The sequence below is a fragment of the Curtobacterium sp. MCSS17_006 genome (assembly GCF_003234215.1).
In the GTDB taxonomy this organism is placed as follows: domain Bacteria; phylum Actinomycetota; class Actinomycetes; order Actinomycetales; family Microbacteriaceae; genus Curtobacterium; species Curtobacterium flaccumfaciens.
This window is the reverse complement of sequence record NZ_QKSO01000001.1, coordinates 34,256-60,297: the sequence shown is the minus strand read 5'-3', so window position 1 is coordinate 60,297 and position 26,042 is coordinate 34,256. Positions and strand designations below refer to the sequence as shown.

Genomic DNA, 26,042 nt, shown 5'->3' with positions numbered 1-26,042 from the left:
CCCGCACCCGACATCTTCTGCTCACGAAGTCGTCAGGCGCCCCGAACGGCAGAGCGCCGTCAGCCGCGACCGGTAGGTTGCCGGGCATGGAAGAACGGGTCTTCGGCGGCAGGTACCGCGTCACGGGCACGCTCGGACACGGTGGCATGGCGTCCGTGTACCGGGCGGTCGACGAGCAACTCGGTCGCGAGGTCGCGGTCAAGGTGTTCCGCATCGGCCCCGTCGACCGCGGTGAGCGCGCCCGCGCCGAGGCGGAGATCCAGACCCTCGCGACGCTGCGCGCCCCCGAGCTCGTCACGCTCTACGACGCCGCTCTCGACGACGTCGACGGCGATTCGTACCTCGTCATGGAACTCGTGCCGGGCAGTGACCTGGCGACCCGTCTGCGCGAGGGCCCGCTCGACCCCGCGACCGCTGCCCGCCTGGGTGCGCAGGTCGCCGACGGCCTGGCCGCCGTGCACGCGCAGGGGATCGTCCACCGTGACGTGAAGCCCGCGAACGTCCTGCTCGAGAGCGACGGCCGGCACGTCAAGCTCGCCGACTTCGGGATCGCCCTGCTCCGTGACGCCTCACGCGTGACGGGGACGGGGACCGTGATGGGGACGGCCGCGTACCTTGCCCCGGAGCAGGTCCTGGCGAAGGAGATCACCGGCAAGGCCGACGTCTACTCGCTCGGGCTCGTGCTGCTCGAGTGCATGACCGGCCGCCAGCCGTTCCCGGGCAGCGCGGTCGAGTCGGCCACCGCCCGGCTCACCCGTTCACCAGAGATCGACCGGCAGCTTCCCACTGCGTGGCGCACCCTGCTGCACGTGATGACCGCGCAGGACCCGGCGGAGCGACCGACGGCAGCCGAGGCCGCCGAGCGCCTGCGTGCGCTGGGCCGCGACGAGCCGACGAACGCCACGCAGCTGCTGCCCGGCACGCCCGGTGCGGTGACGTCCGCGGCTGCCGGTGCGGCTGGTGCCGCGGTCGGCGCCGGTGCCGCCGCTGCGGCGAACGCCGACGACCGGACGCAGGCGATGCCGGCGAGCGAACTGCCGAACGGCGGCGCGCGACCGGGCGACGACGCCACCCGCGTCCTCGACACCCAGCGTCCGAACGCCGCCGACGACGTCTCGACGACCGTCCTCGGCGCACAGGCGAACGGCCGCGGCGCATCGGGCCCGAGCGGGCCGACCCCGCCGCCGGTCCCGCCCCGCCCGGTCCGGGGCGACCGGCCGGACGACCAGCCGGAGAAGAAGAAGCGCGGACCGCTCATCGCCGCGATCATCGTGATCGTCCTGGTGCTGATCGGCATCGGGGTCGCGGTGTTCGCCCTGAACGGCGACGACGACGGCACCCCGGCCCCGACGGACACCACGTCGACCGCGCCGACCGAGCAGCAGCCGTCCGAGGACCCGGGCGAGGAACAGCAGCCGAGCGAACCCGCCGAGCAGCAGCCCTCGCAGGAGCAGCAGCAGCCGTCGCAGCCCGCTGAGGAACCGAGCGAGCAGCCGAGCGAACCGACCGAGCCGGAGCAGCCTACCCAGGACCCGCCCGTCGGTCCGGAGCCGAGCACCCCGGCATCGAACCCGGTGCAGGAGCCGCAGGACGGCACGGGCGCGGCCGACACCGGCGCGGTCGACACCACGTCGGACACCGCCCCCGGCAAGTCCGGCAGCGCGCCGGGACACAACAAGGACTGACGACCAGCACTGACGACGAGCACTGACACGCCGGGGTTTTCGTCCAGTCCCTGGAGCAAATAGGCTCGTTCCGTGCGAGAACTGCAACGGAGCGGTGGTCCGACGACGGCCGTGGCCGCTCGGAACGGCGTCGGCTTCGGTTCAGCAGCGGCCTGGCTCATCGAACGACCGGCGGGAGCGTCCGTCGCCGAGGCGATCGTCCCCGGCTGCACCGGACGCACCATCGCCACCGGCGACGAGCTCTCCTGGGTCTGGTTCCCCGAGCGGACCCTGCCCGACGGGGCAGCGGAACCGACGGAAGCAGACCTGCCGCACTTCTGGGACGCCACGGCCTTCGCCGTCGACGTCGTCTTCACCGACGGCTCGCGGCTGCGTGACGACGCCGCGGTCCGCGACCAGTACGGCGACGCGGTCACCCCGGACGCGCAGGACGCGGCCCGCAAGCAGTGGGTGGACCAGTGGAACCGTCGCGCGGTCGACCTCACGCCGTTCGCGGGGCTGGTCGTCGACCGCCTGGAGGCCCGGCTCGGCTCCGAAGCACCGGCTGCGGCCACCGACGGCGAACGTCCCGCACTGCGCGGCTGGCTCGACGCCGTCCGGATCGGTCCCGCGCGTCCGACCCCGACGACCCCGCTCGGCCACGTCCGGACGACCCGCGGCACCCACGCGTCCTCCCGGTTCTCCCGCGGCAACAACGCCCCGCTCGTCGGCGTCCCGCACGGCGGGGTCTTCGGCCTGCCGATGACGGACGCCTCGAGCAACCGCTGGCCGTACGCGTACCAGGAGCACGACCGGCTCGACGACCAGGGGCGGCTCCGCTCGGCGATCCAGGCCTTCGCGACGAGTCACATCCCGTCGCCGTGGATGGGCGACCGCGGGGTGTTCCAGGTGATGCCCTCGCCACTCGACACCCCCGATGTCGACCGGTACGCCCGCGCGCTCGGGTTCGACCACGAGGACGAGCAGGACTACCCGCACCGCTACCGGGTCGCCCTCGAGCACGGTGTGACGGCCGAGCTGACCGCGGGGGAGTTCGCCCTCGGGTTCCGGTTCACCGGCACCCGCAGCGTCGTGCTCGACCACCACGGCCGGATGTCCGACGTCTCCGTGACGATCACCGACGGCACCGCCGTGGTCGAGGCCGTCCTGGACGACCGCCCCGGCACCCCGCCGCACCACGTGCACCTGCGGGTCGCGGGCGTCACCGCAGACCACACGTCTATCGGCGAGCACGAGCTGCGCGGCTGGCTGTCCGTGGGGCAGGCTGGGGCCACGGACGGCCCGGTCGACGTCCTGCTCGGCATCTCGACCGTCTCGATCGAGGACGCCCGCGCGAACCTCGACGCCGCCGGCTCGTTCGACGCCATGTGCTCCCGTGCCGAGGCGCTGTGGACCGAGAAGCTCGCGACGCTGTCCTTCGACGGCGCGAGCCCCGACCAGCTGACGAGTCTGTACTCCGGCCTGTACCGGCTGTTCCTCTACCCGAACCGCGCCGGGGAGACCGCCCTGACCGGCACCCCGCGGCACCGCTCCCCGTACGGCGACGTGCTGGCGGACCCGATCCGCGACGAGCCCGGGCCGGAGATCGTCGAGGGTCCGTTCACCACCACGAACGGCTTCTGGGACACCTACCGCACGGCCTGGCCGCTCCTGGGACTCCTGACCCCCGAGACCGCTGGCGAGCTCGCGCAGGGCTTCGTCGAGCACCACCACGACGGCGGGTGGACGCCCCGCTGGAGTGCCCCCGGCGCCGAGGACTGCATGACCGGAACCACGAGCGACACCGTCTTCGCCGACCTCGCGGTGAAGGGCGTGCGCGGCTTCGACCTGGCCGAGGCGTACCGGAGCGCGGTGCGGAACGCGACCGTTCCGCCGCGTGACGAGCGCGTCGGACGCAAGGGGAGCCTCCCGGGCGCCTTCCGCGGCCACGTCGACACGGCGACCCACGAGGGGATGTCGTGGACCCTGGACGCGGCCATCAACGACTGGGGCCTGGCCGTCATGGCGGGCCTGCTCGCGTCACGGGCGCGGACGCCCGCCGACCTGTCCCGCTACGAGGCCGAGGCCGAGTGGTTCGCCCGCCGGTCCCTGCAGTACCGGCACGTCTTCGACTCCGAGCGCGGGTTCTTCATCGGCCGCGACCCGGACGGCTCGTGGCGGGCCGGCACCGAGTTCGACCCGCGCGACTGGGGCGACGACTACACCGAGACGAACGCGTGGGGCACCGCGTTCACGGCGCCGCACGACGGCGCCGGCATCGTCGACCTGCACGGCGGGCCGGAGCGGTTCGATGCCGCTCTCGACGCGTTCTTCGCCACCCCCGAGACCGGTGCGCTGGCGCGGTCCGGCTCGTACGGCTTCCCGATCCACGAGATGACCGAGGCCCGCGACGTCCGGATGGGCATGCTCGGGCTGTCGAACCAGCCCGCGCACCACATCCCCTTCTTCCCGATGTTCACCGGGCGGCACGACGACGCGCACCGCATCGTCCGCGAGTCGCTCGAGCGGCTGTTCGTCGGGTCCGACCTCGGCCAGGGCTACCCGGGTGACGAGGACAACGGCGAGATGAGTGCCTGGTACGTCTTCGCGACCATCGGCCTGTACCCGCTGGCGCCGTCGACCGGCACCTACGTGCTCGTGCCGCCGTCGGTCCGCAGGACGGTGCTGCGACAGCCTGGAGGAACGGAGACGGTCATCGAGATCGCCGCCGGCTCCGCAGGTTCGTACGTCGCGTCGGTGACGGTCGACGGCTCGCCCTGGACCTCGGTCACCATCCCGCACAACGTGGTCGTGGCCGCGTCGCGGATCGAGTTCACCCTGTCCGACGAACCGCAGGGCTGGGCGTCGGACACCCGCCCCGTCTCCGCCTCCGACGTGCACGGCTACCGGGACGCCCCGGTGGACGTCCTGCCCGTCGGTGCCTCGGCGCTCACCGACGACACCGGCCGCACCGTCACGGCGCTCGCGGCGGGGGAGTCCGTGTCCTTCGACGTGTCGTGCCCCGCCGCCTCGCTGTACACCGTGACGGTGGCATCGCCGGGGTCCTACTCGTGGCAGGTCGGCCTCGACGACGCCGTCACGGCGGTCGACGGCGCCGAGTTCTCGTGGGCCGGCCAGACCCGGGTGTTCCGGATCCTCGGCGGCGGTTCGTCGTTCATGTTCACCGCCGGCACCGACCTGACGCTGACGCAGCTCGAGCTCATCGCGGCCGACGGACAGCGTTGACCCGGCGTTCACCGAGCGGGAGCATGCTCGCCCCATGTCGATGAGCGCACCGTTCGATCCCGAACAGCAGGGCCGGTCCATCCCCGTGGACGGCAGGGACGAGTCCGAGCTCGAGATGGAGGAGGACCGCGGCGCCGACGTCGGCGACGACTCCGCCGACCCGAGCGTCTCGCCCGTCAGTCACCACGACGAGGACGAGGCCGGCGGCGGCCCGGTGTTCCGGCGTCCGCACGCCGGTGAGCGGCTCCACCCGGGCGACCTCTGACCGTTCCGGGGGTCCTCCGGGGTTTCTTGGGCGATTGCCAAGCGGCTCGGGCATGCTCGTGCGCATGTCGATCGCGAACTCGTGGGACCCGTCCGGTGGCCGTGCAATCCCGGAGGACCAGGTCCGTCAGGACGGGCTCGAACTCGACGAGGACCCGGCGATGCTCGGGATCTCGTTCGACGTCGTGGGTGGCGCCTCCGCCGATCCCGCCGGGGTGTCCCCGGTCGACGTGAACGTGCCGACGCCGAGGTCTGCTGGTTCCGCCTCCGACGACTAGCGCGCGCTTGGTCGAATCGGGCGTACCTGGTCGAATCGGGCATACCTGGTCGAAACTTTTCACCAGGTACGCCCGAAAGCACCTTGCATCGCACGCGTTCTGGGAAAGAACGTCAGCGCGCGGAAGGGTCGGGGACCCGGTACTTGAACCCGACGTGCGAGCCGGTGAAGCCGAGACGCTCGTAGAACCGGTGCGCATCGGTCCGTGCAGCGTCCGAGGTGAGTTGCACGAGCGGGGTCCCGAGGGCCGGCGCCGCGACGTCGGTCACCCAGCGCATCAGCGCACTCCCGATGCCGCCGGAGCGCAGCGCACTGCTGACCCGCACCGCCTCGACGAGCAGTCGGGTGGCACCACGACGAGCCATCCCGGGGATCCGGGTGAGTTGCAGCGTCCCGACGAGCCGTCCGTCGGCGTCCTCGGCGACGAGCAGCGCGTTCGCCGGGTCGTCCACGATCGACCGGAGTGCCTGGGCGTACTGCGGACGGTCCTCCGGCGCGGCGACGTCACCCCGTGCGGCGCTGATCGGGTCGTCGGACAACAGCGCCATGAGCGCATCGAGGTCCTCGTCCACCGCGTTCCGCAGCGTCAGTTCGCCGGAGCGGGTGGTCAGGCGGACGGGTAGGGCGAGATCGTGGAGCACGACCCCACCCTGCCCGACCCGACCGGGCCGTTCCTGCTCAGGGAACGGTGTGTCCAGCCGCGGTGAAGATCCGGTACCACTCCTCGCGCGACAGCTCGACGTCCGAGCCGGCGGCTGAGTCCCGCACACGCTGCGGGTTCGTGGTGCCGAGGACGACCTGGAAGTGCGCGGGGTGGCGGGTGATCCACGCGACCGCGATGCCGGTCGGGGTGACACCGTGTGCGGCGGCGACCTCCTCGAGCACGTCGTTCAGTTCGGCGTACTGCTCACGGTCGCCCAGGAAGACGCCGTCGAAGAAGCCCTTCTGGAACGGCGACCAGGCCTGCAGCGTGATGTCGTTGATGCGCGAGTAGTTGAGGATGTCGTTGTCGCGGTCGACCGACTGCTCGAGGCCGCCCATGTTCGCGGTCAGGCCCTGCGAGATGACGTTGGCGTGGGTGATGCTCAGCTGCACCTGGTTGAACGCGAGCGGCTGGCGGACGTGCTTCTTGAGCAGGTCGACCTGGCCGGGGGTGTGGTTCGAGACGCCGAAGTGGTGCACCTTGCCGGCGGCGTGCAGCTCGTCGAAGGCCTTCGCGACCTCTTCCGGCTCGACCAGGGCGTCGGGGCGGTGCAGCAGCAGGACGTCGACGTACTCGGTCTGCAGTGCCTCGAGCGACTCGTGCACGGACTCGAGGATGTGCTCGTACGAGAAGTCGAAGTAGGCGCCCTTCGGCGTCGGTCGGATGCCGACCTTGGTCTGCAGCACGATCTCGGCGCGTTCCGCGGGCGACAGCGTGACCGCCGCGCCGAACCGCTGCTCGCAGCCGTGCCATTCGCCGTACACCGCGGCGTGGTCGAACATGTTCACGCCCGCATCGCGCGAGGCGCTGTAGAGCGAACGGATGTCCTCGTCGCTCATGTCGTTGATCCGCATCAGCCCGACGACGACGTCGGAGGCGGTGAGGTCTGTCTGTGGCAACTCCAGTGTCTTCACGCCCTCGATCCTGCCAGCCGGTCCCCGGTGCAGGCAGGCCCTGCCAGTACCTCAGGCGCGTTCGGGCAGCAGGACGGCGAGCACCTCGGAGCCGTCCGTCCACGTCCCGGTCAGCGTCTCGCCCTCGGGCAGGGCCGTACCGACGACCCGAGCGATGACGATCGTGCCGTGGTCGGTCGCGATCGACGTCAGGGCGTCCGCAGTGGTCGCTCGCACCGAGGTGATCGTGGGGGAGTCGGATGCGGAGCCGCTCCCGCGGGCCCAGGCGTCCTTCGGCCGCTGTCCGGCACCGTTGGCCAACTCGAGCTCCGCTTCGTGCCCACCGGTGACGATCGCCCGGCGCAGCACGTCGGCATGGACAGGATCGCCCACCGCGTCGTACACCCACCGTCGCCCGAGCACGGAGTGGTCCATCTCGGTCACCAGGAACGCGTCGGCACCCGGCAGCGGTGCGTCCCGGTAGGTCAGTGGCGCCTGCAGGACCCGGCCGCCGTCGGTGCGGACGAGCAGCACTTCGATGCCGACCTCGCCAGCGGGGTCGTCGAACCGGAACTGCCCGACGACCTCGAGCGGCGCTCCCGCGACGACGCCGCTCCACGCCTGGTCGGGGAGCCAGGCGGCGAGCGCCTCGGCCTTGGAAGGGCGGAGCGTTGCCTGCTCGATGACTGCCATGTCCTGACCGTACTGCCGCGCAGCACCCTGCCGTCGGCGCACCTCGAGGTCAGTGGACGGAGAACCCGCCGTCCACCGCGATGGACTGCCCGGTGACGTAGGCCGACCCGGGTCCGGCGAGGAACACCGCCGCCGCGGCGAAGTCCGACGCCAGCCCGTTCCGGCCGACCAGCGTCCGTGCGGCGAGGGCCGCCACCGTCGCCGGGTCGGACCCGAGTCGCTCATTGAGCGGGGTGCGTACGAAACCGGGGACGAGGACGTTGGAGGTGACCCCCTGCGCGGACCAGGCCTCTGCCTGGGACCGGGCCAACGCCTCTCCCCACCGGCACGGCCGGCCCGCCGCTGGCGCGTCGGTCCGGAACCGGCGGCGGGGCCCCGACCGGCCTTGGAGACCCCGTACGCGCCGCTGGCGGCGAAGGGGCGGTGGGCCTGCTGCGAACTGATCGACACGATCCGCCCGTACCCACGGGCCGCCATGCCGGGTGCGAGCCGCTGCCCGAGCACGAACGGCGCGTCGAGGTTGACGGCCATCGTGGCGTCCCAGGTCGCCTCGTCGAGTTCGGGCATCGGCGGCCGCAGGTTGATCCCGGCGGAGTTCACCAGCACGTCGACGTCGCCGACGGCGTCCGCGAGTGCGTGTGCGCCAGCGCGGGAGGACAGGTCTGCGACGATGCCGTCGGCCGAGCGGCCCGCCTGGCGGATGCCGGCGACGGTGGCGTCGATGGTCGCGGCCGTCCGGGCGGCGACGAGGACATGGGCACCCGCGTCGGCGAGTGCGGTGGCGATCGCTCGGCCAATGCCGGAGCTGCCTCCCGTCACGAGTGCGATGCGGCCGTCGAGGCCGAAGAGCTGCTGCAGCGACATCCGGTCAGGCTACCGAGGCCCGTACGCTGGGCCGGTGCGTGACGACCTGCTGCCGATGCTCGCCTGCCCCGTGTGCGCCGAGCCCCTCGGCCGCGTCGACGGCGGCCAGGTCGGCTGCCCGAACGGTCACCGGTTCGACGAGGCGAAGCAGGGCCACCTGACGCTCCTGCCCGCGAAGCGGCGCGCACTCACCGCGGACACCCCGGAGATGGTGAACGCGCGGCTGCGGTTCCTGGGGCGCGGCCACTACGCGCCCGTCGAGCGGGCGCTCGCCGCGATCGTCGCGGACGCCACCGCGCCCGGCATCGTGCTCGACGTCGGTTCCGGCCCGGGGACCTACCTGGCGCATGCGCTGCGCGCGGCGGACGGGAGGCTCGGGGTCGCGTTGGACTTGTCGGCCGTCGCGATCCGGCGTGCGGCACGCGCCCACGAGCGTGCGGGGGCCGTCGTCGGGGACGTGACCGAGCGCCTCCCGGTCGTCGACGGCGCTGCCGCCGTCCTGCTCGACGTCTTCGCACCCCGCAACCAGACCGAGTACGCCCGCGTCCTGCATGTCGACGGCGTGCTCGCGGTGGTGACCCCGCGGACCGGCCACCTGGCGGAACTCGCCGAGGCGACGATCAGCGTGGACCCGGAGAAGGAGCGCCGGCTGCACGACTCCCTGACACCGTCGTTCGCGCTGCGGTCCTCCGAGGACCTGACGTGGTCCATGGAGCTGTCGGCGGAGGACGTCCACGACGTCGTGCACATGGGACCGAGCCACCACCACGTCGCGGCGGACGCCGTGTTCGAGCCGGCGACGGTGACGGCCGCGGTCACCGTGTCGACGTGGACGCCGACGCGCTGACCGCGACCGTCAGGACGGATCAGTCGCCAGCGGGGGCGACGTCGAGCTGCCAGACCACGCCGAAGCGGTCGCGCAGCTGCCCGGCCAGCGGTGCCCAGGCCGAGGGTTCCAGGGGCTGCCGGACCTCGGCGCCGTCGGACAGTACGGCCCAGTACCGCTCGATCTCGGCCGTGTCGTCGCCGTGCACGAACACGTAGAAGGCGTTCGATCCCTGGTCGTAGGGCTGCCCGGGCCAGACGTCGAAGGCCATGACACGGAAGCCGGCGGGCGTGGAGACCTGCCCGAAGACGATCCGGTCCGCCCAGCCCGGGTCGTCCAGGGCGCCCATCTGGCCGTAGGTGGCGGCGGTGACCTCGCCGCCGAAGACCGATGCGTAGAAGTCGAGCGCCGCGCGGGCGTCGCCGTCGAAGTTGAGGTGGGTTGTCGTCTCGATGCTCATGGGACGAGGATGTCGGGCAATGCGGTCAGATCATGTCCGCTTCTCAGACGAAGATGGACGCCATGGCCGGACCCTCCGCACGGATGCTCGCGCTGCTCTCCCTGCTCCAGGTGCACCGCGACTGGCCGGGCGACGAGCTCGCCGGTCGGCTCGAGGTCAGTCCCCGCACCGTCCGCCGCGACGTCGATCGACTCCGCGGGCTCGGGTACCGGGTCGAGGCGCTCCGTGGCCCGGCCGGCGGCTACCGGCTGGAGGCCGGCTCCGACCTGCCCCCGCTGCTCTTCGACGATGACCAGGCTGTGGCGATCGCCCTGGCGCTCGCCGTGGCGCCGGCCTCGGGGGCCGACGTCGCCGAGTCGGCGGCCCGCGCCCTGGCGACCGTTCGGCAGGTGATGCCCGCGCGGCTGCGGTCCCGGGTCGACGCGGTGCAGGCCGTGACCCCGACGAGCCGGACCACCACCGACCCGGAGGTCCTGGTGGCGGTGAGCGAGGCCGTCCACCTGCAGGAGGTGTTCCGCTTCGGGTACGGCGACGATGAGACCCCGCACCGGGTGGAACCGCACGCCGTCGTCGCCCGGAACGGCCGCTGGTACCTGCTCGACTGGGATGCCGATCGCGATGACTGGCGCACGCACCGCATCGACCGGATCACGCCCCGGATGCGCACCCGCGTCCCTTTCACGCCGCAACCGATCCCCGGTGGCGATGCGGCCGCGTTCGTGTCCGCGCGGTTCAAGGGGTCGGCGGTCGACGACGTGTGGCCGTGCACCGGTTCGGTGACCACGACAGCGGGCGATGCGCGGCGGATCGCGCCGTACCTGCCCGAGGACGCCGTGGTCGAGCAGCTCGAGGACGACCGGGCCCGCGTCACCCTCGGATCGTGGTCGTGGGACGGGCTCGCGGGCGTGGTGTCAGGACTTGCGGTCGACTTCGTCGTCGCGGGTCCGGAGGAGCTCATCGAGGCCGTGGCAGACCTCGCTGACCGGTTGTGCGCGGCCGGCACGCGTCGCCCAGCGTGATCAGTGGGGGACCTGTCCAGAGCGCGTGGTCCAGCCAACCGCCGCCGACACCCATCGACGAGAGATCGAGGTGTTCGTTGCTCGGGAAGGCCCCGAGGAGAGCGGCCACGCGCTCGGCCCAGTCGCGGTCGGACGGGACCGATCTGAGCAGGTAGGCCATCACCGCCAAGGTGTTGTAGACACCGAACTGCTTCGGCGCATCGGTTCCCGAGAGATGTGCGAGGAGCGGTACCGCACCGGACCTCGGCCGTTTCGGGACCACGACCAGCTTCCGGTTGAACAGACGCGCATGGTGTGCTGCGACGTTCCGGACGTAGTTGACCGAGGCGAGCCAGCTCAGCATCGTCTTCTTGGTCGGGACGCCGAACTCTCGGGCGATCCGGGTGGCGACGTCGTTCCGGAGACCGCCGTACAGCCGAGCGAGGTGTCCCAGCTCGAGGATTTCGGTGAGTGCCCAGATGGGCATCCGGTCGTCGTACTTGGTGCGGAAGTGGGCGACGAACGATTCATCCGAGGAATCCTGCCGTTCGCGGACGCGCTGTAGCCAAGCCGTGTGCGGGCTGGAGCCATCGGACGCATCGGCCCGGTGTGCGGTGAACGCCTCGGTGAAGAGGGATCCGTCTTCGTGAGCGAAGGGGGCATGCTCTCCGAGGACGTGGCCGACCTGTGTCCGAACGGCCACCTCGATCCGCTCGACACCTTCGATCACCAGGAGCCGGAGTCTCCGATCGAAGGCGATGAGTGCTTCGGCTGCGGCGAGTTCCGTCCCTGCTCGGTACCGGTCCTGGACCTCGATGTGCCGACGGCCGTCGTCGTCGATCTCGAACGAGGATTCACGGAAGGGATAGAGGTATCCGGTGAGTCGGTAGTAGCCGACTTCGCGCAGCACCGATCCCGCGACGCCCCGATCACCGATGCGGACTCCCTTGGAAGCCAGCTTCTCGATCTGCTCACCCATCGAGAGCCACGGCTTCACGTACTCCATGCGCCCCCCTGAGACAAGAAAATCGGCCCGAGCCGTGAGGCGAGCGGGCCGATCGTGATACCGAAACTCTACCAGGATCCGCGTCACGGGATCGAGCGCTCTCCACAGGCGTTAGGAGCGTGCATGCGTCCGCCAGGGCGGCGTCAGGGATCCGTTAGGAGCGGCCTGGAGGCCCGGCGCAGGATCCAGCATCGGTTCGGCACCACTCGTGGTGCCGGTCCGCGTCACCCGGCGCGGACACCGCAGATCTTCTGGAGTCCCTCGTGTTCGACGTGTTCGTCGTCGCCGGTGTCCTCGCCGTGTTCGGCGTGGTGGCACTGATCGCCAAGGGGGTGGAACGGCTGTGATCGGCATCACCATCGCGGCCGCCGTCCTCGGCATCGCCGCAGTCGTGTACCTCGTCTGGGCGCTCGTGCGTCCGGAGCGTTTCTAGTGGGCGCCGCGGACGTCTGGGCGGGCATCGCCCAGGTCGCCACCCTCGTCCTGCTGCTCGTCGTCGCGTACCGCCCGCTCGGTGACTGGATGGCGAAGGTCTTCACGCCCGTCCGCCACAACCGGGTCGAGCGCGGGGTCTACCGACTGATCGGGGTCGACCCGGACGCCGAGCAGTCCTGGCCCGTGTACCTGCGCGGCGTGCTGCTCTTCAGCGTCGCCGGGCTCCTGCTCGTCTACCTGCTGCAGCGCATCCAGGTCGTCCTGCCCGGCGACCTCGGGCTGCCCGCCGTCGGACCCTCGCTCGCGTTCAACACCGCGGCGTCGTTCGTCGCGAACACGAACTGGCAGTCCTACTCGCCCGAGGTCACCCTCGGCTACACGGTGCAGATGGCCGGCCTGGCGGTGCAGAACTTCCTGTCCGCGGCCGTCGGTCTCTCGGTCGCCGTGGCCCTGGTGCGCGGGTTCGCCCGTCGCAGGTCCGGCACGCTCGGCAACGTGTGGGTGGACATCGTCCGCGGGCTCGGCCGACTGCTGCTGCCCGGGGCGTTCGTCTTCGCGATCGTGCTCGTCGCTGGCGGGGTCGTCCAGTCGTGGGGGAGCGGCACCGACGTCACCACGCTCATCGGTGGCACGCAGCACATCCCGGACGGGTTCGTCGCGTCGCAGGAGGCGATCAAGGAACTCGGCACGAACGGTGGCGGCTACTTCAACGCGAACTCGGCGCACCCGTTCGAGAACCCGCAGGCGTGGACGAACCTCGTCGAGATCTTCCTGATGCTCGTCATCCCGTTCTCGCTCCCGCGCACGTTCGGGCGCCTGGTCGGCGACGACCGCCAGGGGTACGCGATCCTCGCCGTGATGGGCGCGATCTTCCTCGTGTCGCTGTCGGTCATGTCGATCGCCGAACTCGGCGGCGGCGGTGTCGCCACACACGCTGCCGGGGCCGCGATGGAGGGCAAGGAGAGCCGCTTCGGCATCCTCGGTTCGACGCTCTTCTCGACCGCGACCACCTCGACGTCCACCGGTGCCGTCAACGCGATGCACGACAGCTACACCCCGATCGGCGGGATGATGGCGCTCGTCAACATGATGCTCGGCGAGGTCACCCCCGGCGGCGTCGGATCCGGCCTGTACGGCATGCTCGTGCTCGCCGTCATCACGGTGTTCATCGGCGGCCTGCTCGTCGGTCGCACCCCGGAGTACCTCGGCAAGAAGATCCGCGCCAAGGAGATGACCTTCGCGGCGCTGTACATCCTCGTCACGCCGACGCTCGTGCTCCTGGCCACCGGGCTCTCGCTCGTGATCCCCGGGGTCCGCGAACAGGTGCTCGGGACGTCGATCTTCAACCCCGGCAACCACGGGCTGACCGAGCTGCTCTACGCCTTCACCTCGGGTGCGAACAACAACGGCTCGGCCTTCGGCGGGCTCACCGCGAACACCACGTGGATGAACTCCTCGCTCGGCGTCGTGATGCTGCTCGGCCGCTTCGTGCCGATGGTGTTCGTCCTGGCGCTCGCCGGGTCCCTCGCCGCGCAGGACCGGGTGCCGGAGACCGCCGGCACGCTGCCCACCCACCGCCCGCTGTTCATCGGGCTGCTCGGCGGCGTCGCCGTCATCGTCACCGCACTCACCTACTTCCCGGTGCTCGCACTGGGTCCGCTCGCAGAAGGACTGTCATGACCACCCCCGTGACCACGGAGTCGGAACCGCGCACCGCCGTGGAACCGGCCACCCGCTCGTCCGCATTCGGACCCCGCCAACTGGTGGCGGGCCTCCCGGGCGCCCTGCGGAAACTCGATCCGCGACTCATGTGGCGGAACCCCGTCATGTTCATCGTCGAGGTCGGCGCGGCGCTGACGACGGTGGCCGCCGTCGTCGAGCCGTCCGCGTTCACCATCGCGATCGCCGTGTGGCTCTGGCTCACCGTCGTCTTCGCCAACCTGGCGGAGTCGGTGGCGGAGGGCCGTGGCAAGGCGCAGGCCGACACCCTGCGGAAGACCCGCTCGACCACGAGCGCCCGTCGGGTGCTCGGGTACGCGACGACCGACGCGGCCGCGACCGGCAACGAGACCGAGGAGGTCGCGTCCGTCGACCTGGCCAAGGGCGACGTGGTCGTGGTCGTCGCCGGCGAGGTCATCCCCGGTGACGGCGACGTCATCGACGGCATCGCGTCGGTCGACGAGTCGGCCGTCACGGGCGAGTCCGCACCGGTCATCCGCGAGTCCGGTGGTGACCGCAGTGCCGTCACCGGCGGCACCCGGGTGCTGTCGGACCGGATCGTGGTGCGCATCACCTCGACGCCGGGCGAGACCTTCATCGACCGGATGATCCGCCTGGTCGAGGGCGCGGCACGGCAGAAGACGCCGAACGAGATCGCGCTGAACATCCTGCTCGCCTCGTTGTCGATCGTCTTCGTGATCGTCTGCCTGACGATGCAGCCGATCGCGGGACTCGTCGGTGCGACGGTCAGCGTGCCGGTGCTCATCGCCCTGCTCGTCTGCCTCATCCCGACCACCATCGGAGCCCTGCTCTCCGCGATCGGCATCGCCGGCATGGACCGGCTCGTGCAGCACAACGTGCTGGCGATGTCGGGCCGCGCGGTCGAGGCCGCCGGTGACATCACGACGCTGCTGCTCGACAAGACCGGCACGATCACCTACGGCAACCGTCGGGCATCCCGCGTGGTGCCGGTGCCGGGCGTGAGCGAGGCTTCGCTGATGGAAGCGGCAGCCCTGTCGAGCGCTGCGGACTCGACCCCTGAAGGGCGCTCGATCGTCGACCTGGCGCGCGAGGACGGCGCCGCTGTCGGCCTGCCGGACGGCGCCGTCGAGGTGCCGTTCACGGCGCAGACCCGCATGTCCGGTCTCGACCTGCCCGACGGCTCACAGATCCGGAAGGGCGCCGCTGCGGCAGTGCTCGCCTGGGCGGACACCACCGAAGCCGGTGTGGTTTCGGCCATCGACGCGACCGTCGCGGAGATCTCCGACCAGGGCGGCACCCCGCTCGTCGTCGGTCGTCGCTCCTCCGACGGCGCGGTCGCCCTGCTCGGCGTCGTGCACCTGAAGGACGTCGTCAAGGACGGCATGGCGTCGCGGTTCGCCGAGCTCCGGTCGATGGGCATCCGCACGGTGATGATCACCGGCGACAACCCGCGCACCGCGGCCGCCATCGCCCACGAGGCCGGCGTCGACGACTTCCTCGCCGAGGCCACCCCGGAGGACAAGCTCGCCTACATCAAGCGCGAGCAGGAGGGCGGCAACCTCGTCGCCATGACCGGTGACGGCACCAACGACGCCCCGGCCCTGGCCCAGGCGGACGTCGGCGTCGCGATGAACACCGGCACGACGGCGGCGAAGGAGGCGGGGAACATGGTCGACCTCGACTCCGACCCGACCAAGCTCATCGACGTCGTCCGCATCGGCAAGCAGCTGCTCATCACCCGCGGTGCGCTGACCACCTTCTCCATCGCCAACGACGTCGCGAAGTACTTCGCGATCATCCCGGCGATGTTCCAGGCGGCGTTCCCCGGGCTCGCGGCGCTCAACATCATGGGGCTGCACAGCCCGTCGTCCGCGATCCTGTCGGCGGTCATCTTCAACGCGCTCGTCATCGTGGCGCTCATCCCGCTGTCCCTGCGTGGCGTCAAGTACCGCGCGGCCGCAGCGTCGTCGATCCTCGGCCGCAACCTGCTCGTCTACGGGCTGGGCGGCGTGGTCGTCCCCTTCATCGGCATCAAACTGATCGACCTCGTGGTCGGTCTCATCCCGGGGTTCTAGTCATGGCATCTGCACGTTCCACCTTCCGTTCCGCCGGTGTGGCCATCCGCCTCACCCTCGTCGCCACCGTCGTCCTGGGCGTCGGCTACCCGCTCGCCGTCTGGGGCGTCGGCCAGGCGGCGTTCCACGACCAGGCCAACGGTTCGATGGTCACGGACTCGTCCGGCAAGGTCGTCGGTTCCTCGTTGATCGGGCAGTCGTTCACCGGCAAGCAGGCCGACCGCTGGTTCCAGTCGCGGCCGTCCGCCGCCGGGGACGGCTACGACGCGGGGGCGTCCTCCGGCTCGAACCTCGGGCCGAACAACGCCGACCTGCTCACGGCCGTCGAGGAGCGTCGTGCGGCGCTGGCGAAGGCCGACGGGGTCCCCGCCGCGCAGGTGCCTGCCGACGCCGTGACCGCATCCGGTTCGGGGCTCGACCCGGACATCAGCCCGGCCTACGCGTCCCAGCAGGTGGCTCGAGTGGCCTCGGCGCGGGGGTTGTCCGTCGCCACCGTGCGGCAGCTCGTGGCGTCGCACACCGAGTCGCGGCAGCTCGGGTTCCTCGGTGAGCCCGTCGTGAACGTGTTGTCGCTGAACCTGGCCCTGGCGAAGCTGTCCTGACCGTGGGTGACCCCTCCGCAAGACACCGGTGCTCGCGCGTCGAACACCCGCAGACCGCGGTGCGACAGGTGAACACCGGTGTTTTGCGGAGACCGACCCCCCGACGCGAGAGGATGAGCACGTGAAGCGCGGGAAGCTGCGGGTCCTGCTCGGTGCGGCGCCCGGTGTCGGCAAGACCTACACGATGCTCGAAGAGGGGCGTCGGCTGCTCGACGAGGGTCGCGACGTGGTCGTCGCCGTCGTCGAGACGCACGAGCGCGCCGCCACCGCGGCACTGGTGGACGGGCTCGAGGTCGTGCCACGGCGCACCGTCTCGCACCGGGGTGTCGACCTCGACGACCTCGACCTCGACGCCGTCATCGCCCGGGCGCCCGAGGTCGCGCTGGTCGACGAACTCGCGCACACGAACGCCCCGGGGAGCCCGAACGAGAAGCGCTGGCAGGACGTGGAGGCACTGCGGGACGCCGGCATCGACGTCATCTCGACCGTCAACGTGCAGCACATGCAGTCCCTCGGCGACGTGGTCCGCGAGATCACCGGCACCGTGCAGCGCGAGACCGTCCCCGACGCCGTGGTGCGCGCGGCCGACCAGATCGAGGTCGTCGACCTGGCCCCGGCAGCGCTGCGCGAACGGCTCTCCGACGGGCTCGTGTACCCGGCGGCACGGATCGACGCCGCGCTGTCGAACTACTTCCGCCTCGGCAACCTCACCGCACTGCGCGAGATCGCCCTGCTCTGGCTCGCCGACGAGGTCGACGACGCGCTCAAGGCCTACCGCGCCGAGCACGGCATCGAGCACCGGTGGGAGACCCGGGAGCGCGTGCTCGTCGCCCTGACCGGCGGCCCCGAGGGCGAGACCCTGCTGCGCCGCGGCGCCCGGATCGCCGCCCGCAGTGCCGGCGGCGAGCTCGCCGCCGTGCACGTGACGACGAACGACGGCCTGCGCGTCCGGCACCCCGGCGCGCTCGGCAAGCAGCGGACCCTGCTCGAGCAGCTCGGTGGCACGTACCACCAGGTCGTCGGCGACGACGTGCCGAGCACGCTGGTGCGGTTCGCGCGGTCGATCGACGCCACTCAGATCGTGATCGGGGTCAGCCGTCGCAGCCGGCTCGCTGCAGCGATCACCGGTCCGGGGATCGGCAACACCGTGATCCGCGAGTCCGGCGACATCGACGTGCACGTCGTCACGCACGAGCGCGCCGGCGGCGGGATCACCCTGCCGAAGCTCGGCGGCAGCCTGTCGCGTGGCCGGGTGGTCGCCGCCTTCGTGCTGTCCGTCCTGGTCGGGCCGCTGCTCACGTGGGTGCTGTCGATCGGCAGCGATCCGGACGCCATCACGGTGGACGTACTGGCGTACCAGCTGCTCGTCCTCGTCGTGGCGCTCGTGGGCGGGATGTGGCCGGCGGTGTTCACGGCCGTGCTGTCCGGGCTGAGCCTCGACTACTTCTTCGTGCAACCCCTCTACATGGTCACCGTCCAGCAGCCGTGGCACCTGTTCGCCCTGGTCATGTACGTGATCAGTGCGGTGCTGGTCAGCTTCGTGGTCGACCGGTCTGCTCGGCGGTCCCGCGCTGCCCGTCGGGCCTCGGCCGAGTCCGGGCTCCTGATGGGCATCGCCGGCAGCGTGCTCCGCGGCGACGACGCCCTGCAGGCACTGCTCGACCGCACACGAGAGGCGTTCGGCTTCGCCGGCGTCCGGATCCGCCAGGGCGACGAGGTGCCGGCGACCTCCGGCGAGTTCGGTGCGACGCCGGACGCGTCGACGACGCTGGCGTCGGGTGCCGTGCTCGAGTTCGCCGGTGCGCCCGACGACCCGACCCAGCGCCGGCTGCTGCGGGTCGTCGAGCAGCAGCTCGACGCCGCCGTCGAGCACCGCGAGCTGACACGCACCGCCGTCGGCGCCGAGCGAATCGCCGCCGCCGACCGGGTCCGGAGCGCGCTGCTCGCGGCCGTCGGCCACGACGTGCGCCGCCCCATCGCCGCGGCCTCCGCCGCCGTGCAGACGCTGCGTGCGCCCGACATCGACCTGTCACGGGCCGACCGGGAGGCGCTGCTCGCGACCGCCGACGAGAGCCTCGGTCAGCTGGCGGTGCTGTTGGCAGACCTGTTGGACGTCAGCCGCGTGCAGGCCGGTGTCCTCGCGGTCACCCCGGCGGCGATCGCGCTCGAGACGGTGGTCGCCCCTGCCCTCGACGAGCTGGAGCTCGGCCCTGACGACGTCGACCTCGACCTGCCCGCGGACCTGCCGCCGGTGCTCGCCGACCCGGTCCTGCTGCAGCGCGTCGTCGTGAACCTGCTCGCCAACGCCGCCCGGTACGCCCCGGACGGCACCCACGTCCGCGTTGCCGCGAGCGCGTTCGCCGGCGGGGTGGAACTCCGCGTCGCCGACCACGGCCCCGGGATCCCCGAGGACCGCCGCGACGAGGTGTTCCAGCCGTTCCAGCGGCTCGGTGACACCGACAACGAGACCGGCCTCGGGCTCGGCCTGGCCCTGGCGCGTGGGTTCACCGAGGGCATGGGCGGCACGATCGAGGTCGACGACACCCCGGGCGGTGGGCTCACCGTCGTGGTGCGGCTGCCGATCGCCGGGCACGTGGGAGTGGAGATCCGATGAAGGTCCTGATCGCTGACGACGACGCGCAGCTCGTCCGCGCCCTCTCGGTGACGCTCTCGGCGCGCGGGTACGACGTCGTCACGGCTCGGGACGGGCGCGAGGCGATCGACGCCGTCATCACCGAGCGCCCCGACCTGGTGCTGCTCGACCTCGGCATGCCCCGGCTCGACGGCATCGGGGTGCTCGAGGGCGTCCGGGCCTGGTCGCAGGTGCCCGTCCTGGTGCTCTCGGGCCGGACTGACTCGTCCGACAAGGTCGACGCGCTCGACGCCGGTGCCGACGACTACGTGACGAAGCCGTTCCAGATGGACGAGCTCCTCGCCCGGCTGCGGGCACTCGGACGACGCCGGGTGGTGGCGTCGGAGGAGACCCCGACGATCGCGATCGGACCGCTGCTCGTGGACCTCGTCGCGAAGCAGGTCACCCCGGCCGAGGGCCCCGCGATCCGCCTGACGCCCACCGAGTGGCGCCTGCTCGAGGTCCTGGTCACGAACCCCGACCGGCTGATGACCCGCGAGATGCTGTTGACCGAGGTCTGGGGGCCGACGCACGGCAACGACTCCGGGTACCTGCGCCTCTACATGGCCCAGCTGCGGCGGAAGCTCGAGCCCGACCCCGCGCACCCGCGGTACCTGGTGACGGAGTCCGGCATGGGCTACCGCTTCGCCCCCGGAGCGTAGGCGAGCGCCGCTGTCGGGGGACTGGCGGGAAGCTGTCGTGTCGGTGGCGGGTCCCTGTCGTGGTGCGCCGTTCCGCGGTTCCCTACTGTTCAGGACATGAACGAGATGCGGATCGGTGAACTCCGACGACTGCGGGGCTGGACCCAGGAACGACTGGCCGAGACGAGCGGCATCGCCGTGCGGACGGTGCAACGGATGGAGAGCGGCAACGACGCGAGCCTCGAGTCGCTGTCCGCGGTGGCCACGGCCCTCGAGGTCCCCGTGCGCGACCTGTTCGCCACCGAGGAGCCGGCGTCGCTCGACCCCGGGGTGCGCGGTCTCGACGAGCGCGCCGAGCGGGAGCAGGCACAGCGCGACGCTGCTTCGCGCGGCTGGCAGTACCTGTACTCCGGTGTCGGCATCGTCGTGACGCTCGGCACCCTGGCGCTCATCGGTTCGCGCATCTGGCCGGGTGCCGCGATCTTCGTCATCCCCATCTACTGGGCGGGTGGGCGGCTGCTCTCCCAGTTCCTGATGGCGACCGTCGTCGAGCCCGCGCTCGACCGTCGGTACCCGTTGTCGCGGTCTCGTCGGGACGCCTCGTCGCGGTCCCGTCGGTTCACGCCCGGGAGCTGAACGCCGCGAGCTCGGCCCGGGTCCGGGCGCCGTGCTTCCGGAGCAGGTTCGCCACGTGGTACTTCACGGTGTTGACGCTGATGCCGAGTCCCTCGGCGATTTCCCGGTTGCCGACACCGGTCGCCACGAGCCGCAGGACGTCGCGCTCCCGCGGGGTCAGGTCGCCGTCGTCGACCGCGTCCACCTCGGTCGGCCGCGGGTCGAGCGGCAGTGAGATGTCGAGCACGGACCCCCAGCCGGGCGTGCTCGCGACCTGCACCCGCCCGTCGAGCGTGACGACCCGCTCCGCGATCGGCCGCATGGCGTCGTCGTGCACGTCGAGCGTCCCGGAGCCGTCGTCGCGGAGCTGCATGAGCAGGTTCCGGCCGTCGCAGTCCCACTGGATGCGCACCCGCTTCGCCGCACCGTCGTCGACCAGGGCGAGCACCGCGGTCCGGACGATCGCCCGGGCCGCGTGGGCGACGTCACCCGGGAGCGCACGGCCGGTGGCCGGCGGCTCGACGAACTGCACGTCGAGGTCCCCGAAGCGCACGAGCGGCCGCAGGTCGGCGCGCAACCGCGAGAACGCGCCGGTGACGGGTTCGAGCAGGGTGCTCCGCTGCTGATCGGTCACGGTGCGCAGGTCGACGAGGGCGGCCGAGGCGATCTCGACGGCCTCGGCCCGGGCGGCCGCGTCGGTGACCCGCGACGACCGGAGCACGGCGAGGACGGACTCGAGGGTCAGCGCGTGCCGGTCCGCCTGCTCGGCGACCGTGCGGGCGTGCTCGGCGGCCGCGAGCCGGATGGCGGAGCCGCCCCGGGCCTCCAGGGTGTCGACCGATGCGTCCATGGACGTGACCGTACCCGTCCCACCCGAGCGGACGGGCCCACCCGATGGGATGGGGTTCCTGCCGGGGCGGGTAGCGGCGTGCCGGGGCGTGCGACGGAAGGATCGAGGGCATGGCAGCAACCACCGTCTCCGCAGCGCTCGACCTGGTCGTCCGCGAGGTCGGCGACCTGGCAGCCCGCCTCGACGACGCCCCGGCCCAGCGCGCACTCGACCTGATCGAGGGCGCCGACCGGGTGTTCGTCCACGGCGCCGGTCGCTCCGGACTCGCCCTCCGCATGACCGCGATGCGCCTCATGCACCTCGGCCTCGACGCGCACGTCGTCGGCGAGGTCACCACCCCGGCCATCCGACCGGGTGACCTGCTCCTCGTCGCGAGCGGCTCCGGCACGACCACCGGCATCGTGCAGGCCGCGCGCACCGCGCACGAGGTCGGCGCATCGGTCGTGGCGCTCTCGACCACCGACGACTCCCCGCTCTCCGAGCTGGCGGACGTCACGATCGTGCTGCCCGCCGCGACGAAGACCGACCGCTCCGGCACCGCCTCGGCCCAGTACGCCGGTGGCCTCTTCGAACAGGCCGTCGCCCTGGTGGGCGACGCCGTGTTCCACGCCCTGTGGGCCCGAGGCGGGCAGTCCGCCGACGACCTCTGGCCCCGTCACGCCAACCTCGAATGAAAGGCACACCCATGCAGCTCCAGTTCGCCATGGACACCCTGACCACCGAAGCCGCCCTCGAGCTCGCCGCCGCGGCCGCGCCGCACGTCGACGTCCTCGAGCTCGGCACGCCCCTGATCAAGAGCGCCGGCCTGTCCGCCGTCACCGCGATCAAGGAAGCACACCCCGACAAGATCGTGTTCGCCGACCTCAAGACCATGGACGCCGGTGAGCTCGAGGCCGACATCGCCTTCTCGGCCGGTGCCGACCTGGTCACCGTCCTCGGTGTCGCCGGCGACTCGACGATCGTCGGCGCCGTCAAGGCCGCCAAGAAGCACGGCAAGGGCATCGTCGTCGACCTGATCGGCGTCTCCGACAAGGCCGCCCGTGCCCGTGAGGTCGTCGCGCTCGGCGCCGAGTTCGTCGAGGTCCACGCCGGGCTCGACGAGCAGGCGGAAGAGGGCTTCACGTTCTCGACCCTGCTCGACGCCGGCAAGGACTCGGGCGTCCCGTTCTCGATCGCGGGCGGCGTGAACGCGTCCTCGGTCGCCTCGGTGCAGGAGGCCGGTGCCCGCATCGCCGTCGCCGGCAGCGCGATCTACAGCGCCTCGGACGTCGGCGCAGCAGCCGCCGAGATCCGCGCCGCCATCAAGTAGCGCGTCTCGGTCGCCCGCCCCGGGCGACATCGTGAGCAGGAATGGTCGGGTGTGCACGTCGCACCCGACCATTCCTGCTCAGGAAGCGAACGCCGCCGTCCTGATGCGCCGTACGGTGGCCACATGAACCGAGCGCTGCGCTGGACCACCTGGATCGTCGCCGTCGTCGTGCTGATCGCGGTGGTGTTCCTCGTCTGGGCGCACATCGTCATGCAGGGCACCCGCAGCGCCGCCCTGCAGGTCTGGCGCGACGACCGGATCGCGGTCCGGGACGCCGGTGACTCGGTGGTGATGACCCCGACCGGCCACGCCGACGGGGTCGGGATCGTCTTCATCCCCGGCGCGAAGGTCGATCCGTACGCCTACATGGCCACGTTCCGGCAGGTGGTCGCCAACGGCACGACGGTGGTCATCACGAAGCCGACGCTGAACCTCGCGTTCTTCGACACCCGGCCGCTCGACACGTTCGAGGCCCACGCGCCCTCGGTCGCACGCTGGGCGGTCGGCGGACACTCCCTGGGCGGGGTCCGCGCGTGCCAGCTCGCCGAGGACGCCGACGGCCTGCTGCTGCTCGGCAGCTACTGCGCGAACGACATCAGCCGCTCGTACATCGACGTGCTGAGCGTCTCCGGTTCGCGGGACGGCCTGTCGACACCGGCCAAGGTCGACGCGGCACGGGACAAGCTGCCGTCGACCGCCACCATGACCGAGATCCAGGGGTCGAACCACGCCGACTTCGGTGCCTACGGCGACCAGCCGGGCGACCGCACGGCGACCATCAGTCGTGCTGATGCCCGCCAGCAGATCTCGGACGCGATCGAGGCCTGGGTGCGCGACCTGCGCTGATCACGCGGGCGGAGCGGCGGACGCACTACGGGCCTCCAGACGGTCTGCCTGGAGGCCCGTGGGACGTGACGTCAGTGGATCACGCCCGCCTCGTGGTCGCGTCCGGAACGGCGCCCGGTGAACCGGGCGACGAAGTACAGGACCACGCCGACGGCGAGCAGGATCGCGGCGTAGAGCCACACCTGTCCGCTCTGCTGCGTGAGCAGCAGGATGCACGACAGCACCCCGAGCACCGGGACGAACGTCCAGACCCGGAAGTGGTCGTGCTCGACGTGGTCGCGGCGGAGCACCAGGACGGCGACGTTCGTGCTGATGAACACGAAGAGCAGCAGGAGCACGACGGTCTCGGCCAGCACGCCCACGTCACCGACCAGGGTCAGGAGCATCGCGACGATCGTGGTGGCGACGATCGCGGTCCACGGGGTCTTCCGGTTCGGCAGGACCTTCGCGAGCACGGCGGGCAGGAGCCGCTGCTCGGCCATGCCGTAGGTCACGCGGCTCGACATGATCATCGTGAGCAGCGCGCCGTTCGCGACGGCGACCAGGGCGATGAGGCTGAAGACCCAGTCGGGGATCGGGACGCCGGTGGCGGAGACGACCGCGAGCAGCGGGCCGCTGGACTCGGACAGCTCGGACGCGGGCAGGGCGACGGAACTGGCGAGCGCGACGAGGACGTAGACGACGCCTGCCGTGGCGAGGGCGCCGAACAGGGCCTTCGGGTAGACGCGGCGGGGTTCGCGGACCTCTTCCGCGATGTTCGCAGAGGTCTCGAAGCCGACGAACGAGTAGTAGGCGACGATCGCTGCGCTCAGGGTCGCGAGCGCGGGGTTCGCCTCGGCAGGGAACTCCCCGATGCGCGAGACGTCACCGCCGCCACCGCCGAGCATCACCGCGACGACGACGATCACGATGACGAGGCCGGACACCTCGATGATCGTCATGACGACGTTGCTCTTGAGCGAGTCGGAGATGCCCCGGGCGTTCAGGCACGCGATCAGGGCGAGGAAGACGATCGCGGTGGGGACCGGCGGCAGGTCGACGAAGGTGCCGAGGTAGTCGCCGGCGAAGGCGAGCGACAGTCCGGCGGCGCTCGTGACGCCGGCCGCGAGCATGCTGAAACCGACCAGGAACGAGACGATCGGCGACTTGTACGCGCGCTCGGCGAAGACCGCGGCGCCACCGGCCTTCGGGTACTTCGTGACCAGCTCGGCGTACGAACCCGCGGTGAGCAGGGCCAGCAGCAGCGCGAGCACGAGCGGTGCCCAGAGTGCACCGCCGACGTCCTTCGACAGGGTCCCCATCAGGGCGTAGATGCCGGCGCCGAGCACGTCGCCGAGGATGAAGAGGTACAGCAGCGGGCCGGTGATCGCCTGGCGGAGCTTCGACTGGGTACTGTCGTGGGGTGCGGCCGTGGTGTCGCTGGTCATGGTGGCGCCTTTCGTCCGGGTCAGCGTGCCGGGGTGTGTCTCAGAGGCCTCACAGGTGCGCCGTGGCCGGGGTCCTCCCTGCACAGCGGAGCGGTCGGGGAACTCTCTCCACAGGGTGCGGCGCGTCGGAACGTCCGGACTGGAGCGGTCCTAGACTCGTCGGGAGCCACACGTCCACCACCAGTCCCCGGAGGACCGCAGATGACGACGCAGGACCACCGCACGCCCGCGCGACTCAGTGACCAGCGGGCGCTCCTGTTCGACCTCGACGGCGTGCTCACCCCGACCGCCGACGTCCACATGCGGGCCTGGAGCCGACTGTTCACGCCGTACCTCGAAGCGCACGGAGTCGCGCCGTACACCGAGCAGGACTACTTCACCTCCATCGACGGCAAGCCCCGCTACGACGGGGTGCGTTCGCTGCTCGAGTCGCGCGGCATCGACGTGCCGCAGGGCACCCCCGACGACGCGCCCGACACCGACACCGTGTGCGGGCTCGGCAACCGGAAGAACGCGGAGTTCACCGCCGAGCTCGACGAGCACGGCGTCGAGCCCTACCCGGGCTCGCTCCGGTTCCTGACCGCCGCGATCGCCGCAGGCATGTCCGTCGCGGTCGTCTCCAGCTCGGCGAACGCCACGTCGGTGCTCCGGACGGCGGGCATCCTCGACCGGTTCCCCGTCGTCGTCGACGGGCTCGTCGCGCGCCAGGACGGCCTGACCGGCAAGCCGGCGCCCGACACCTACCTCGACGCAGCGACCCGGTTCGGGCTCACCGCCGCCGAGTGCGTCGTGGTCGAGGACGCCACGAGCGGGGTCGAAGCCGGCCGCAACGGGTCGTTCGGTCTCGTCGTCGGTGTCGACCGCGGTGCCGGGGCGGACGCCCTGCGCGAGCACGGTGCCGACGTCGTCGTGTCCGACCTCGACGAACTCATCGACCAGCTGCCCGCACCGGCCACCAGCACGACGTAGGCCACTGGGCCGGACGCTCCCTGGCTGCCGGCCGCACCGACGTACC

The 26,042-nt window shown here is 71.6% G+C and carries 25 protein-coding genes and 1 pseudogene; 17 read left to right on the top strand and 9 right to left on the bottom strand.

Going from position 1 to position 26,042, the window contains the following annotated elements; all coding sequences use genetic code 11:
* Positions 1–86 precede the first annotated feature (86 nt).
* The 4 genes from DEJ21_RS00305 (at position 87) to DEJ21_RS00290 (ending at position 5,452) form a co-directional block, all read left to right on the top strand.
* A complete protein-coding gene (locus DEJ21_RS00305; protein WP_111223350.1) occupies positions 87–1,685 on the top strand; it encodes a serine/threonine-protein kinase in 1,599 nt (532 codons plus the stop codon).
* A gap of 72 nt (positions 1,686–1,757) precedes the next feature.
* Positions 1,758–4,910: a GH92 family glycosyl hydrolase gene (locus DEJ21_RS00300; protein WP_258374794.1), complete on the top strand. Its 3,153-nt coding sequence runs from the start codon at positions 1,758–1,760 to the stop codon at positions 4,908–4,910.
* Between the two features lie 34 nt (positions 4,911–4,944).
* Positions 4,945–5,175 carry a hypothetical protein gene (locus DEJ21_RS00295; RefSeq protein ID WP_111223348.1) on the top strand — a complete coding sequence of 77 codons (231 nt, stop codon included), beginning with the start codon at positions 4,945–4,947 and terminating at the stop codon, positions 5,173–5,175.
* Positions 5,176–5,239: 64 nt separating this feature from the next.
* Positions 5,240–5,452 (top strand): hypothetical protein, encoded by a 213-nt coding sequence (locus DEJ21_RS00290; RefSeq protein WP_139179591.1) that lies wholly within the window; start codon positions 5,240–5,242, stop codon positions 5,450–5,452.
* A gap of 112 nt (positions 5,453–5,564) precedes the next feature.
* On the opposite strand, the gene DEJ21_RS00285 is transcribed toward DEJ21_RS00290, so the two are convergent.
* The 5 genes and pseudogenes from DEJ21_RS00285 to DEJ21_RS18505 all read right to left on the bottom strand — a co-directional run.
* Positions 5,565–6,092, bottom strand: coding sequence for a GNAT family N-acetyltransferase (locus DEJ21_RS00285; protein WP_111053683.1), 528 nt, complete (start codon positions 6,090–6,092; stop codon positions 5,565–5,567).
* Between the two features lie 37 nt (positions 6,093–6,129).
* A complete protein-coding gene (locus tag DEJ21_RS00280; RefSeq protein ID WP_111223347.1) occupies positions 6,130–7,068 on the bottom strand; it encodes an aldo/keto reductase family oxidoreductase in 939 nt (312 codons plus the stop codon).
* A 51-nt stretch (positions 7,069–7,119) separates the two neighbouring features.
* Positions 7,120–7,740 carry a hypothetical protein gene (locus DEJ21_RS00275; RefSeq protein WP_111223346.1) on the bottom strand — a complete coding sequence of 207 codons (621 nt, stop codon included), beginning with the start codon at positions 7,738–7,740 and terminating at the stop codon, positions 7,120–7,122.
* A 49-nt stretch (positions 7,741–7,789) separates the two neighbouring features.
* A complete protein-coding gene (locus DEJ21_RS18510; RefSeq protein ID WP_258374838.1) occupies positions 7,790–8,050 on the bottom strand; it encodes an SDR family oxidoreductase in 261 nt (86 codons plus the stop codon).
* A gap of 128 nt (positions 8,051–8,178) precedes the next feature.
* A pseudogene (locus DEJ21_RS18505) lies at positions 8,179–8,604 on the bottom strand (SDR family NAD(P)-dependent oxidoreductase); the annotation flags it as partial.
* Positions 8,605–8,638: 34 nt separating this feature from the next.
* On the opposite strand from DEJ21_RS18505, the gene DEJ21_RS00265 reads away from it, so the two are divergent.
* On the top strand, positions 8,639–9,451 hold the full coding sequence (locus tag DEJ21_RS00265; protein ID WP_111223345.1) for a putative RNA methyltransferase: 813 nt from the start codon (positions 8,639–8,641) through the stop codon (positions 9,449–9,451).
* A 19-nt stretch (positions 9,452–9,470) separates the two neighbouring features.
* On the opposite strand, the gene DEJ21_RS00260 is transcribed toward DEJ21_RS00265, so the two are convergent.
* The gene (locus DEJ21_RS00260; RefSeq protein WP_111223344.1) at positions 9,471–9,890 is read right to left on the bottom strand and encodes a VOC family protein; all 420 of its coding nucleotides are present in this window, start codon (positions 9,888–9,890) and stop codon (positions 9,471–9,473) included.
* A gap of 62 nt (positions 9,891–9,952) precedes the next feature.
* Between DEJ21_RS00260 and DEJ21_RS00255 the strand changes: the two genes are divergently transcribed.
* Positions 9,953–10,909 (top strand): YafY family protein, encoded by a 957-nt coding sequence (locus DEJ21_RS00255; RefSeq protein ID WP_111223561.1) that lies wholly within the window; start codon positions 9,953–9,955, stop codon positions 10,907–10,909.
* On the opposite strand, the gene DEJ21_RS00250 is transcribed toward DEJ21_RS00255, so the two are convergent.
* Positions 10,845–11,894: an Abi family protein gene (locus tag DEJ21_RS00250; RefSeq protein WP_111223343.1), complete on the bottom strand. Its 1,050-nt coding sequence runs from the start codon at positions 11,892–11,894 to the stop codon at positions 10,845–10,847. The two genes, DEJ21_RS00255 and DEJ21_RS00250, sit on opposite strands and share 65 nt — an antisense overlap.
* A gap of 343 nt (positions 11,895–12,237) precedes the next feature.
* Here DEJ21_RS00250 and DEJ21_RS00245 point away from each other — a divergent pair, with 343 nt between their 5' ends.
* The 7 genes from DEJ21_RS00245 (at position 12,238) to DEJ21_RS00215 (ending at position 20,616) form a co-directional block, all read left to right on the top strand.
* Positions 12,238–12,327 (top strand): potassium-transporting ATPase subunit F, encoded by a 90-nt coding sequence (locus DEJ21_RS00245; RefSeq protein WP_017887940.1) that lies wholly within the window; start codon positions 12,238–12,240, stop codon positions 12,325–12,327.
* Positions 12,327–14,009 (top strand): potassium-transporting ATPase subunit KdpA, encoded by a 1,683-nt coding sequence (gene kdpA / locus DEJ21_RS00240; RefSeq protein ID WP_111223342.1) that lies wholly within the window; start codon positions 12,327–12,329, stop codon positions 14,007–14,009. The genes DEJ21_RS00245 and kdpA overlap by 1 nt, the downstream gene beginning before the upstream one ends.
* The gene (gene kdpB, locus DEJ21_RS00235; protein WP_111223341.1) at positions 14,006–16,105 is read left to right on the top strand and encodes a potassium-transporting ATPase subunit KdpB; all 2,100 of its coding nucleotides are present in this window, start codon (positions 14,006–14,008) and stop codon (positions 16,103–16,105) included. Before kdpA ends, kdpB begins: the two co-directional genes overlap by 4 nt.
* A 2-nt stretch (positions 16,106–16,107) precedes the next feature.
* Positions 16,108–16,707 carry a K(+)-transporting ATPase subunit C gene (gene kdpC, locus DEJ21_RS00230; RefSeq protein ID WP_111223340.1) on the top strand — a complete coding sequence of 200 codons (600 nt, stop codon included), beginning with the start codon at positions 16,108–16,110 and terminating at the stop codon, positions 16,705–16,707.
* A 121-nt stretch (positions 16,708–16,828) separates the two neighbouring features.
* The gene (locus DEJ21_RS00225; RefSeq protein WP_111223339.1) at positions 16,829–19,321 is read left to right on the top strand and encodes an ATP-binding protein; all 2,493 of its coding nucleotides are present in this window, start codon (positions 16,829–16,831) and stop codon (positions 19,319–19,321) included.
* Entirely contained in the window at positions 19,318–20,001 is a 684-nt protein-coding gene (locus DEJ21_RS00220; RefSeq protein ID WP_027466795.1) for a response regulator, read from the top strand. The genes DEJ21_RS00225 and DEJ21_RS00220 overlap by 4 nt, the downstream gene beginning before the upstream one ends.
* Before the next feature lie 96 nt (positions 20,002–20,097).
* Entirely contained in the window at positions 20,098–20,616 is a 519-nt protein-coding gene (locus DEJ21_RS00215) for a helix-turn-helix domain-containing protein (protein WP_027466794.1), read from the top strand.
* On the opposite strand, the gene DEJ21_RS00210 is transcribed toward DEJ21_RS00215, so the two are convergent.
* On the bottom strand, positions 20,600–21,445 hold the full coding sequence (locus DEJ21_RS00210) for a LuxR C-terminal-related transcriptional regulator (protein WP_071406217.1): 846 nt from the start codon (positions 21,443–21,445) through the stop codon (positions 20,600–20,602). The two genes, DEJ21_RS00215 and DEJ21_RS00210, sit on opposite strands and share 17 nt — an antisense overlap.
* A gap of 110 nt (positions 21,446–21,555) precedes the next feature.
* Here DEJ21_RS00210 and hxlB point away from each other — a divergent pair, with 110 nt between their 5' ends.
* The 3 genes from hxlB (at position 21,556) to DEJ21_RS00195 (ending at position 23,600) form a co-directional block, all read left to right on the top strand.
* Positions 21,556–22,119 (top strand): 6-phospho-3-hexuloisomerase, encoded by a 564-nt coding sequence (gene hxlB, locus DEJ21_RS00205; RefSeq protein ID WP_027466792.1) that lies wholly within the window; start codon positions 21,556–21,558, stop codon positions 22,117–22,119.
* A gap of 11 nt (positions 22,120–22,130) precedes the next feature.
* Complete coding sequence (gene hxlA, locus DEJ21_RS00200) at positions 22,131–22,754, top strand: 3-hexulose-6-phosphate synthase (RefSeq protein WP_071406215.1); 624 nt, start codon at positions 22,131–22,133, stop codon at positions 22,752–22,754.
* A 123-nt stretch (positions 22,755–22,877) separates the two neighbouring features.
* Complete coding sequence (locus DEJ21_RS00195) at positions 22,878–23,600, top strand: alpha/beta hydrolase (protein WP_111223338.1); 723 nt, start codon at positions 22,878–22,880, stop codon at positions 23,598–23,600.
* A 71-nt stretch (positions 23,601–23,671) separates the two neighbouring features.
* Here the strand turns inward: DEJ21_RS00195 and DEJ21_RS00190 are convergent, their stop codons facing one another.
* Positions 23,672–25,027, bottom strand: a complete 1,356-nt coding sequence (locus tag DEJ21_RS00190) for an APC family permease (RefSeq protein ID WP_111223337.1) — start codon at positions 25,025–25,027, stop codon at positions 23,672–23,674.
* A gap of 201 nt (positions 25,028–25,228) precedes the next feature.
* Between DEJ21_RS00190 and DEJ21_RS00185 the strand changes: the two genes are divergently transcribed.
* Positions 25,229–25,996, top strand: coding sequence for an HAD family phosphatase (locus DEJ21_RS00185; RefSeq protein ID WP_111223336.1), 768 nt, complete (start codon positions 25,229–25,231; stop codon positions 25,994–25,996).
* Positions 25,997–26,042: the final 46 nt, after the last annotated feature.

Coding starts and splice junctions, on each gene's coding strand:
- DEJ21_RS00305 (WP_111223350.1), top strand. CDS start 87: ATGGAAGAACGGGTCTTCGGCGGCAGGTACCGCGTCACGGGCACGCTC.
- DEJ21_RS00295 (WP_111223348.1), top strand. CDS start 4,945: ATGTCGATGAGCGCACCGTTCGATCCCGAACAGCAGGGCCGGTCCATC.
- DEJ21_RS00290 (WP_139179591.1), top strand. CDS start 5,240: ATGTCGATCGCGAACTCGTGGGACCCGTCCGGTGGCCGTGCAATCCCG.
- DEJ21_RS00275 (WP_111223346.1), bottom strand. CDS start 7,740: ATGGCAGTCATCGAGCAGGCAACGCTCCGCCCTTCCAAGGCCGAGGCG.
- DEJ21_RS00260 (WP_111223344.1), bottom strand. CDS start 9,890: ATGAGCATCGAGACGACAACCCACCTCAACTTCGACGGCGACGCCCGC.
- DEJ21_RS00255 (WP_111223561.1), top strand. CDS start 9,953: ATGGCCGGACCCTCCGCACGGATGCTCGCGCTGCTCTCCCTGCTCCAG.
- DEJ21_RS00250 (WP_111223343.1), bottom strand. CDS start 11,894: ATGGAGTACGTGAAGCCGTGGCTCTCGATGGGTGAGCAGATCGAGAAG.
- kdpB (WP_111223341.1), top strand. CDS start 14,006: ATGACCACCCCCGTGACCACGGAGTCGGAACCGCGCACCGCCGTGGAA.
- kdpC (WP_111223340.1), top strand. CDS start 16,108: ATGGCATCTGCACGTTCCACCTTCCGTTCCGCCGGTGTGGCCATCCGC.
- DEJ21_RS00220 (WP_027466795.1), top strand. CDS start 19,318: ATGAAGGTCCTGATCGCTGACGACGACGCGCAGCTCGTCCGCGCCCTC.
- DEJ21_RS00215 (WP_027466794.1), top strand. CDS start 20,098: ATGAACGAGATGCGGATCGGTGAACTCCGACGACTGCGGGGCTGGACC.
- DEJ21_RS00210 (WP_071406217.1), bottom strand. CDS start 21,445: ATGGACGCATCGGTCGACACCCTGGAGGCCCGGGGCGGCTCCGCCATC.
- hxlB (WP_027466792.1), top strand. CDS start 21,556: ATGGCAGCAACCACCGTCTCCGCAGCGCTCGACCTGGTCGTCCGCGAG.
- hxlA (WP_071406215.1), top strand. CDS start 22,131: ATGCAGCTCCAGTTCGCCATGGACACCCTGACCACCGAAGCCGCCCTC.
- DEJ21_RS00195 (WP_111223338.1), top strand. CDS start 22,878: ATGAACCGAGCGCTGCGCTGGACCACCTGGATCGTCGCCGTCGTCGTG.
- DEJ21_RS00190 (WP_111223337.1), bottom strand. CDS start 25,027: ATGACCAGCGACACCACGGCCGCACCCCACGACAGTACCCAGTCGAAG.
- DEJ21_RS00185 (WP_111223336.1), top strand. CDS start 25,229: ATGACGACGCAGGACCACCGCACGCCCGCGCGACTCAGTGACCAGCGG.